Annotated in this window: 10 protein-coding genes; 3 read left to right on the top strand and 7 right to left on the bottom strand. The window is 72.7% G+C overall.

The features are described from left to right. Positions 1–15 precede the first annotated feature (15 nt). A complete protein-coding gene (locus AB0D67_RS07025; RefSeq protein WP_362930818.1) occupies positions 16–894 on the top strand; it encodes a GyrI-like domain-containing protein in 879 nt (292 codons plus the stop codon). A 57-nt stretch (positions 895–951) separates the two neighbouring features. Here the strand turns inward: AB0D67_RS07025 and AB0D67_RS07020 are convergent, their stop codons facing one another. From AB0D67_RS07020 to AB0D67_RS07010, 3 genes are all read right to left on the bottom strand, one after another. After that, positions 952–2,073 (bottom strand): FUSC family protein, encoded by a 1,122-nt coding sequence (locus AB0D67_RS07020; protein ID WP_362930816.1) that lies wholly within the window; start codon positions 2,071–2,073, stop codon positions 952–954. 55 nt (positions 2,074–2,128) lie between these two features. Then, positions 2,129–2,878 (bottom strand): ABC transporter ATP-binding protein, encoded by a 750-nt coding sequence (locus AB0D67_RS07015; protein ID WP_362931222.1) that lies wholly within the window; start codon positions 2,876–2,878, stop codon positions 2,129–2,131. Between the two features lie 68 nt (positions 2,879–2,946). Beyond that, complete coding sequence (locus AB0D67_RS07010) at positions 2,947–3,528, bottom strand: PadR family transcriptional regulator (RefSeq protein ID WP_362930814.1); 582 nt, start codon at positions 3,526–3,528, stop codon at positions 2,947–2,949. 114 nt (positions 3,529–3,642) lie between these two features. Between AB0D67_RS07010 and AB0D67_RS07005 the strand changes: the two genes are divergently transcribed. Both AB0D67_RS07005 and AB0D67_RS07000 read left to right on the top strand, forming a co-directional pair. Further along, entirely contained in the window at positions 3,643–3,810 is a 168-nt protein-coding gene (locus AB0D67_RS07005) for a helix-turn-helix domain-containing protein (RefSeq protein ID WP_362930812.1), read from the top strand. A gap of 90 nt (positions 3,811–3,900) precedes the next feature. Next, complete coding sequence (locus AB0D67_RS07000) at positions 3,901–4,887, top strand: helix-turn-helix domain-containing protein (RefSeq protein WP_362930810.1); 987 nt, start codon at positions 3,901–3,903, stop codon at positions 4,885–4,887. A gap of 26 nt (positions 4,888–4,913) precedes the next feature. On the opposite strand, the gene AB0D67_RS06995 is transcribed toward AB0D67_RS07000, so the two are convergent. The 4 genes from AB0D67_RS06995 to AB0D67_RS06980 form a co-directional block, all read right to left on the bottom strand. Continuing rightward, complete coding sequence (locus tag AB0D67_RS06995) at positions 4,914–5,852, bottom strand: NmrA/HSCARG family protein (RefSeq protein WP_362930808.1); 939 nt, start codon at positions 5,850–5,852, stop codon at positions 4,914–4,916. 150 nt (positions 5,853–6,002) lie between these two features. After that, positions 6,003–6,953 (bottom strand): alpha/beta hydrolase, encoded by a 951-nt coding sequence (locus AB0D67_RS06990; RefSeq protein WP_362930806.1) that lies wholly within the window; start codon positions 6,951–6,953, stop codon positions 6,003–6,005. 98 nt (positions 6,954–7,051) lie between these two features. Next, a complete protein-coding gene (locus AB0D67_RS06985) occupies positions 7,052–7,999 on the bottom strand; it encodes an NADP-dependent oxidoreductase (RefSeq protein WP_362930804.1) in 948 nt (315 codons plus the stop codon). Between the two features lie 121 nt (positions 8,000–8,120). Then, the gene (locus tag AB0D67_RS06980; RefSeq protein WP_362930802.1) at positions 8,121–8,945 is read right to left on the bottom strand and encodes a helix-turn-helix transcriptional regulator; all 825 of its coding nucleotides are present in this window, start codon (positions 8,943–8,945) and stop codon (positions 8,121–8,123) included. Positions 8,946–9,000: the final 55 nt, after the last annotated feature.

Genomic DNA, 9,000 nt, shown 5'->3' with positions numbered 1-9,000 from the left:
ATCCATGCTGGGAGCGTGAACGAGGGACATCTGCCGATCGGACGGTTCGCCCGGCTCTGCCGGCTCAGCGTCAAGCAACTGCGCCACTACGACGAACTGGGGCTGCTGGCCCCCGCCCACGTAGACCCGGACAGCGGCTACCGCTACTACCGGCCCGACCAGGCGCGCGCCGCACTGCTGATCGGCCTGCTGCGCTCCCTCGACGTGCCCCTGCCGTCGATCGGGCGGGTGCTGTCCGACGGGACGGGCGCGCTCGGCGGCGTGCGCGACCGCATGGAGGCCGACCTGGCGCGCCGTGAGCGCAACTTCGCCGCGCTGGAACGCATCCTCTCCCGCGGCCTGCCCCACGCGGAGGTGACCGTCGTGCGCGAACCCGCCCGGCAGGTGGCCACCGTACGGGACACCGCGACGCTGGAGCGGATCGGCGCCGTCACGTCGGCGGGCGTGGCCCGGCTGATGACGGCCGTGAACGCCGTGGGCGCCCTGAGAACCGCGGGCGCCGTGGCCTCCGCGGGCATCGCCGGCGGGCCGGAGGGAACCGCGGGTGACACGGGCGGGCCGGTGAACGCCGCGGGCGGGCCGACGGGGTCGCCGATCGGGTTGTTCCCGCTCGACCTCACCGGGGAGATCGCCGTGACCATCGCGGTGGAGACGTCCGCGGACGTCCCCGGGACCTCCCCGGACGTCCTGCCGGGCGGCCTGTACGCCTCGGTCACCCATGTCGGGCCGTACGACCAGATCTCCCTCACCACGCACGCGCTGCTCGCCTGGCTGGGCGAGCGCGGCCACACGCCCGACGGCCCGCTGCGCGAGGTGTACGTCTCCGACCCCAGGACCACGTCACCGGACCGGCTGGTGACGCACCTGATGATCAAGCTGGAGGATCCCGGGTGAGCCCGGCCTGACATCCGATGGCGGAACGGAACCCAGGGGCGCCGTCCGCCGGCGCTCTCACCGCCCGGCTCTCGGCTCGTCCGGCCCGTCGGCACCCTCATCGTCCGGCGCGTTCAGCGGGCGGAGCATGGCCGAGGCCTCGTCGTGGTCCATCCCAGTCGCCTCCAGCAGATCGACGGCGATGGACCGCAGCTGCGCGAGGGTGACGTTCGCCGAGAAGCCCAGGTTCGTGGGTCGTTCCCGCTCGGCGACGGCGATCAGCGCCTGCCGGGCCAGCATCGGCTCGCGTCCGGCCCCCAGTTCGAGCTGGAGCAGCAGCGCCGCCTCCGAGACCTCGCGCAGCGAGTCGGCCAGCACGACCGGCGGCGGACCGGCCTCCCCCAGCGCCGCGAGCGTACGGCGGGCCAGCACGCGGGCATTGCGCAGCGCGAGGTCCACCGGCATGGCGGCGGTCTCGTACCGGGTCAGCTGGGCCCGGTGGTGCCGGCGCAGCGGCGAGATCATGATGATCTCCTTGCTGTTCTCCAGCGCCGCCTCGAACTCCTCGACCACGTCCTGGGTCCTGCGCCCGCACTCCAGGGCCTCGGCGGCCAGGTCCATGTCCTTCTTCTCGATCGCCTCCGCGGACTGCTCCAGCACGGTGGAGAGGGCGTCGAGCACGCCGGACAGGTGCCGGCCCGCGATGGCGAGCGGGCTGGCGGGCAGCAACGCGACCGCGACGATGCCGACGACGCCGCCGGTGAGCGCGTCGGCCATCCGGTCCAGCCCGCCGACGTCCTCGCCAGGCACCAGCATGGCGACCAGCACCGCGGACGAGCCGACCTGCGACACGAACAGCTCACCGCTGCTCACCAGCCCCGCGACGGTCATGGACAGCGCGATCACGAGCGCCATCTGCCAGGGCCCCGAGCCGATCCAGGACCCCAGCAGGTCGCCGATCCCCACGCCCAGGCTGACGCCGACCACCAGTTCGACCAGCCGGCGCAGCCGCTGCCCGTGCCCCACACCCACGCAGATCATCACGGAGATGGGCGCGAAGAGGGGCCGGGGATGGCCGAGCAGGTGGACGGCGACGATCCAGGCCAGCGCGGAGCCCACGGCGCACTGCACGATGGAGGGCATGATCGGGCCGAACGTGCTCAGCCGCTTCCTGACTTGATCACCGAGCCACGTCCACACCCTTCCACCATGGCCGATCTTTGTGACACTGGGGTCACATTTGCCCTAGGTTCCCCTAGTACGGGTGATTCGACGGGGGACGGGCCGGTCCGGTCGGTCCGATCAGGCCGGTCATCTCGGCGAGCCGGCTCCCGCCCCTGCCTCCGCCGCCGCGGTTCAGCCTGGTCTCCTCGACGAGCACGCCGTCGCGCAACGAGACCAGCCGGTCGGCCACGGCCGCGACGCGGGTGTCGTGGGTGACGATCACCAGGGTCTGCCCCGCCGTGCGCAGGCCGTCCAGCAGGCGCAGCACGTCCGCGGTGGCGGCGCTGTCGAGGTTGCCGGTCGGCTCGTCGGCGAGCACGACGAGCGGTTCGTTGACGAGCGCGCGGGCGACGGCGACGCGCTGCCGCTCGCCGCCGGACATCGCCGACGGCAGGCGCCGGGCGCGGTCGCCGAGACCGACGTGGTCCAGCAGCTCCGCGGCGCGGCGGCGGGCCGTACGGAGTGAGCGTCCGGCCAGCAGGGCGGGGAGCTCGACGTTCTCGGCGGCGGTCAGCTCGTCCACCAGGTGGAACGCCTGGAAGACGAACCCGATCGACCGGCGGCGCAGGCGGGCCAGGGCTTTCTCGCTCATGCCGTCGATGCGGCGGCCCGCCAGCCACACCTCCCCGGCCGAGGGGCGTTCCAGGCCGCCCAGCAGGTGCAGCAGCGTCGACTTCCCGCTGCCGCTCGGCCCCATCACGGCCAGCGTCTCACCGGCGGCGGCCTCCAGTTCGACCCCGTCGAGCGCGCGTACCAGGCCGGGGCCCCGGCCGTACCGCATCCGCAGGTCGTGCGCGCGCAGCACGACGCCCCTGTCGGCGTGCAGGGCGGGAAGCCCGGGTGCGTCCGTCATCGGCCCTCCCCCGGCGCCCAGTACCGCGCGCAGGCGTCGAGCCACTGCAGGTCCGCCTGCAGTCTGAGGACCACGCCTTCGAGCAGGAGCGCGGCGGCCGAGTCGGCGGGTTCGGCCAGCGCGGCCCGCTGGGCGGCGGCGAGCTCGGCCAGCAGGGCGTGCCGCTGGGCGTCCACGAGCCGTCCGGGATCGGCGAGTCCGGCCGCCGACGCGGCCACCAGCTTCAGGTGGAACTCGGCCGGTGCGGGTTTGGGCCAGCCGGTGTCGTCCAGCCACGCGGTGACCCGCTCGCGCCCGGCCTCGGTCAGCTCGTAGACCTTGCGGTCCGGACGGTCGGTCTGGCCGACCCGCTCGGCGGTCACCAGGCCGGACTTCTCCAGGCGGCTCAGCGTGACGTACACCTGGCCCGCGTTCAGCGCCTCCGCCAGCGGGCCGAGCGCGAGCTGGAGCCGTGCCCGCACCCGGTAGCCGTGGGAGGCCTCGGCGGCCAGCAACGCCAGCAGCACCTCCTGCACGACACGCAGCCGATAACCCTGGGACGGTTCCCTGTCCGGCGCGTCCGCCGTTCTGGTATCCACGCCATATATTTAACCGTTAGCGACTCAGGCCGGCGGCCGGACACGGCGGGAGCCGTCCCCTCGCTGGCCGCCCACCCGGACTGGGCCCGCCCCTGCGGGAGCTTCGACCTGCCGGTGTCCAAGGCGACCCGCAGCCACCACTTCGCCGTGCTGCGCGAGGCGGGGCTCATCGAGCAGCGCGACGAAGGGCCCCGCCGGTACAACCGCCTGCGCCGCCCGGAGTTCGACCGGGCCTCCCCCGGCCTGCTCGACCTGATCCTCACCACCCCGGAGCGGCGCTGACGCCCGCACGAAGCGTGACGGCCGGTACGGAACCGGACACGACGCCGGATAGAATCGCGATGACGTCATGATCGGTGCAAGAGGGATGCTGTGAGAGGGCCTCGATTCCCCGGCCCGGGCGGCAGGGTGGGCACGTTCACCGTCGACGCCGGCTCCACCGGTGTCGGGCGGGAGACCTGGCAGCCGTTCATCGACACCTGGAACGACCGTATGGGAGACCTCTACCCGCTCCCGGAGTTCACCGCCTCCACGGTCGACGGCTTCCGTGGAACGATGCACTCGGTGACCCTCGGGGACACCGCCGTCAACGAGTTGTGGGCGTCCTCGCCCCTGAGCACCCAGGCCGTCGGCGCACAGGAACAGGACCTGGTCCGGCTCCACGTCGGGCTGCGCGGCGTCCTGACCCTGACCGACCCGCACGACCAGGGCGACGAGGTGCGCGTCCCGGCCGGCGCCTACTTCATCCACCACTGCGTGAAGGAGAACCACTTCCACTCCACCCCCGCGATCGGCACCCGGATGTTCGTCTTCCCCGGGGAGGAGTTCCGGCGGCTGGTCAGCGGGAGACCACGCGTCGGCCGGATCGCCTCACCCACGGGACGGATCCTCATGGCACACGTCGACATGCTCCAGCGGAACGTCGGCGGCCTCGGTCCGGACGGCGCGCAGGCGTCCCGCAACGCCCTGCACGAACTGGTCAGGGGTCTGATCCTCGATCGCTTCGACGACCGCGAGCCCGCCTTCACCCCGGCGCTGGCCCAGGCGGCCAGGGACCTGGCCGACGCCCGGCTCACCGACGCCGGGTTGTCCTCCGCCATGATCGCCGCACGACTGCACGTCTCGGTCCGCACCCTCCAGCGGGCCTTCGCGGGTCTGGACGAGTCGCTGACCGCCTACATCCGCCGCCGGCGCCTGGAGGAGGCGGCTCAGGCGCTCCTCGCCCCCGTGCCGAGGCTCAACGTGTCACAGGTCGCGGCGATCTGGCATTTCACCGACGGCAGCCACTTCATCCGTTCTTTCAAAAAGCAGTTCCACATGACACCGATGGAATTCGCGCGTACGCACGGAGCCCGATAGCACCGGGGAGGGCTCCGCAATCGGGATCAGGTCAGGTCCTCGCGATGTTCCGCCAGGAAATCGGTCAGGCCGACCCAGTCCGGGTTGATCTCGTGCGCGACCTCCAGGTCGCGGCGCCCGAGATAGGACTCGGGAAAGTCCGTGTAGTAGTGGAACATGTTGCCCAGTTCCTCCGCCCCGGGGAACCCGAAGCCGCGGAACTGATCGTGGGTGGGCGGGCGGTACGCCACCGGCTCGCCGATCACCGCGCCGAGGGCCGCCGCGATCTGCTCGCCGGTCAGGTGCTCGCCCGCCACGGGCAGCGTGGCGCCGATCGTCTCCGCCGGCCTCTGGAGCACGCGCAGCATCGTCCGGCCGATGTCGTCCGAGGCCACGCCGGCGATCGCCGTGTCGCCGATCGGCAGGTGCAGCGCGAGTGTCCCGTCGGGGTCGCGCTGCGGCCTGAGGCCGGTGAGCAGGTTGTCCCAGTAGAAGGACATCAGCAGGTACGTGACGGGCAGGCCGGACTCGGCGAACAGGGCGTCGGCGGCACCGCCCTTCACGTCGAAGTGCGGCACCCGGTAGCCGTCGTCGAGGAACGGCATCCGGTCGTCGTGAGCCGGGATGGCCTCCCGGGTGTCCTCGAGCGTCGACCATCCCACGTGCCGCAGGCCGGCCGCCTTGGCGGCGCCGATCAGGTTCTTCACCTCGGCCAGTTCCCGGGCAGGAGAGCGGTGCTCCCAGAACGGGGTGACCAGGAACGCGCCGTAGGCCCCGTCGAACGCCGCGCGCAGGCTGCCCTCGTCGTCGAGGGTCGCCTCGACCACCTCGGCGCCGAGCTCGGCCAGGGCCTTCGCCTTGCCGGACGTGGCGTCGCGTGTCACGGCCCGTACGGCGAACCCACCGTCGGCCAGCAGCGCCCGCGCCACCGCGCCGCCCTGGGTGCCGGTCGCGCCGAGGACTGTGATCAGTTTCTTGCCGGACATCGATGTCCCCTGTCTTCGGTCTGTTCCGGCCGGATCTCCTCCGGCCTCGTGATTCCGCTTCGCATTCGAGGCGTACCCGGTCCGGGCCAGGTCAGGCCGCGTGTCCGACCGGGTCGCCGTCTCGAAGGCGAGGCGGCCGGTACGGTCGCGCTAGATCGACCTGAGGACCCGGACGCGGTCGGCGACGGCACGCCGGGCGACGTCGGAGCCGAAGGCGATGGAGTCGAACTCGTGTGGGACGCCGGGGTGCAGGTGGAACTCCACCGGTACCCCGGCGCGGCTGAGCTTGGCCGCGTAGGCGATGTCCTCGTCGCGGAAGGCGTCGAGCTGGCCGACCTCGACGTAGGCCGGCGGCAGGCCGGTCGCGTCGTCGAGCCGGGCCGGAGCGGCCGTGGCCGGGACGTCGGGCCCGCCGGCGGCCTCACCGAGCAGCGCCGGCCACGCGGTGAGGCTGTCGTCGTAGGACCACACCAGGTAGGGCTCGATGTGCGGGTCGGGCGTGGTGGTGCGGTCGTCCAGCATCGGCATGAGCAGGATCTGGCGGGCGATCTCCGGGCCGCCGCGCTCACGGGTGAGGATCGTCAGCGCCGCGGCCATGCCGCCCCCGGCGCTGTCGCCCATCACCCCGATCCGGCCGGGGTCCACACCCAGCTCGGAGGCGTGTTCGTGCAGCCAGCGCAGCGCGGTGTAGGCGTCCTCGAGCGGCGTCGGGAAGGGGTGCTCGGGCGCGCGGCGGTACTCGACCGACAGCATCGGCACGCCGCTGGCGGACACGTAGCGGGAGACCGGCCCGTCGAACAGGTCGATGTGGCCGAAGATGTAGCCGCCGCCGTGGAGGAAGAGCACGGCCGGGCCGGGCGCCGCGCCGTCCTTGGCGTACCAGCGCATCGTGATCCGCGCGCCGTCGTCCGCCGTCGCGTGGTACTCGCTCGTCCGCACGTCCTCCGGGATCGGCTGGGCCGTCCCCGCGGCGCCGATGATCGGCTCCCACATGGCGCGGCGGCCCATGACGTCCCCCACGGCCGGCGGCTCGGCCGCGGCCATCGCGCCGGCCATCGGCGCCAGCGCCTCGGCGATCTCGGGATCCAACGAGAGTGACATGGTCGTTTTCCTTTCGGTGTTTCCGGCGGACCGGTGTCTCCGGCAGCCCGGTGTCTTCGGCAGCCCGGTGTTTCCGGCAGGCCGAATCGAGTGGGACGTCAGGCGGCGGACACGACGACGACGACCTTGCCGCTGGGCAGCGTGCCCGCGGCGGCCCTGGCGTGGACCGCCGGCAGCTCGGCCAGGGGCGCCCGCTCGGCGACGTCGACGCGCAGCTCGCCGGAGTCGACCTGTGCCACCAGCCGCGACAGCTGCTCGGCGTCGCTGCGGACGAACAGGTCGATGCCCCGCACGTCGCGCTGCTCGTCGGAGGGCGCGGGCATCCACACCGTCGTGTTCACCAGGACGCCGCCCGGCCGGACCAGGCCGAGCAGCGCGGCCAGCCGCGGGGGGTCGATCGGCGCGAGGTTGAGCACGACGTCGACCGGCTCGCTCACCGCCGCGGTGACCTCGGTGGCGGTGTGGTCGACGACCTCGTCGGCCCCCGCCGTCCTGACCCGCTCGCCGCTGCGCGGGCCGGCCGTGGCGATCACGTACGCGCCGGCGCCCTTGGCCAGCTGTACGGCGTAGCCGCCGACCGCGCCGCCGGCGCCGTTGATGAGCACCCGCTGCCCGCTCGTGAGCTTGGCGTGGTCGAAGAGCGCCTGCCAGGCGGTCAGGCCCACCAGCGGCAGCGCGGCGGCGTCGGCCAGCGGGACGGCGGTGGGCGCGGGCGTCAGGACCTCGGCCGGCGCGAGGACGTACTCCGCGGCCGCGCCGTCGTCCGTCATCGGCAGGAAGCCGACGACCTCGTCACCGGCCTCGAAACCGGTCACGCCCTCGCCCACCGCGTCGACCGTGCCGGCGACGTCGCGGCCCGGGGTGTGCGGCAGCCGTACCGGGATGGGGCCCTGCATGAAGCCCGCGCGGATGTTGCCGTCGACCGAGTTGAACGACGTCGCGGCGACGCGGATCCGCACCTGCCCGGCGCCGGGGACGGGCTGCTCGGCGTCCTCGTGACGCAGGACGTCCGGGTCGCCGTACTCGTGGAAGCGAACTGCCTTCATCGGAGATCTCACTTTCGATCGGTCATCATTTGCTTCGATTTCGAAGCACATTGGAACCATAGCATGCTTCGAACTCGAAGCAAGACATTCGTGGTGCGAACCGGCCGGCGCCCGAAGGGGCCTAGGCGTCCACGGCGTTCAGGAGCCGGAGCTTCTCGTCGCTCGGGGAACCGGGCGCGGCCGTGAAGACCAGCAGCTCCTGGGACAGCTCGGGATCCAGCAGCGGCTGGCAGTACAGCTCCAGTTCCCCCAGCTCGGCGTGCCGATAGCGCTTCAGATCGTGGTGGTGGACGACACCGACCTCGTGCAACCGCCAGACCTCGGCGAACTCGGGGCTGACCTTGAGCAGTTCCGCGACGATCTCGCCGGCCCTGCCCCCGGGCTCCGCCGTGTACGCCGCCCGGATCTCCGCGGTGAAGACCCGGCCGCGCTCGGGGTGATCCTCAACGGGGTACAGGTCGCGGGCCACCGGGTCGGTGAACCAGCGGTAGACCAGGTAGCGGTCGAATCCGCTGAACCGGGTGTAGTCGCCGAGCAGGGCGACCGCCGGACGGGTCTGCAGAAGCGTCTCTCCGAACCGGGACATCACCAGCGCGGGCGTGTCCGAGAGACGGTCGATGATGCGCTTCATGGTGGGGCTGGGGTGTTCGTCGCGAAGGGTCCGCCGCGGCGCGGCGTGCCCGCCGAGGGCGAAGAGGTGGTCCCGCTCGCTCGGGCTGAGGCGCAGTCCCCGGGCGAGCGCGGCGAGGATCCGCTCGGACGGGATCGGGCCGCGCCGCTGTTCGATCCGGCTGTAGTAGTCGGCCGACATGCCGGCGAGCTCGGCGACCTCCTCCCGCCGCAGGCCGCCGGTACGGCGCCGGCCTCCACGCGGGAGCCCGACGTCCTCCGGCTGCAGCACCTCGCGACGCGCCCGGAGAAAGTCGGCCAGCAGCCTCCGGTCCATCCGCTAATGGGAGCTACCGGGTCGGCTGATCAGGCAGACTCGGTGCCTGGTAGCC

It is taken from the genome of Streptosporangium sp. NPDC048047, assembly GCF_040653115.1.
Classification (GTDB): Bacteria; Actinomycetota; Actinomycetes; order Streptosporangiales; family Streptosporangiaceae; genus Streptosporangium.
The sequence above is the reverse complement of the archived record's forward strand: the minus strand, read 5'-3'. Positions and strand labels throughout refer to the sequence as shown.

Coding starts and splice junctions, on each gene's coding strand:
- AB0D67_RS07015 (WP_362931222.1), bottom strand. CDS start 2,878: ATGCGGTACGGCCGGGGCCCCGGCCTGGTACGCGCGCTCGACGGGGTC.
- AB0D67_RS06995 (WP_362930808.1), bottom strand. CDS start 5,852: ATGTCCGGCAAGAAACTGATCACAGTCCTCGGCGCGACCGGCACCCAG.
- AB0D67_RS06990 (WP_362930806.1), bottom strand. CDS start 6,953: ATGTCACTCTCGTTGGATCCCGAGATCGCCGAGGCGCTGGCGCCGATG.
- AB0D67_RS06985 (WP_362930804.1), bottom strand. CDS start 7,999: ATGAAGGCAGTTCGCTTCCACGAGTACGGCGACCCGGACGTCCTGCGT.
- AB0D67_RS06980 (WP_362930802.1), bottom strand. CDS start 8,945: ATGGACCGGAGGCTGCTGGCCGACTTTCTCCGGGCGCGTCGCGAGGTG.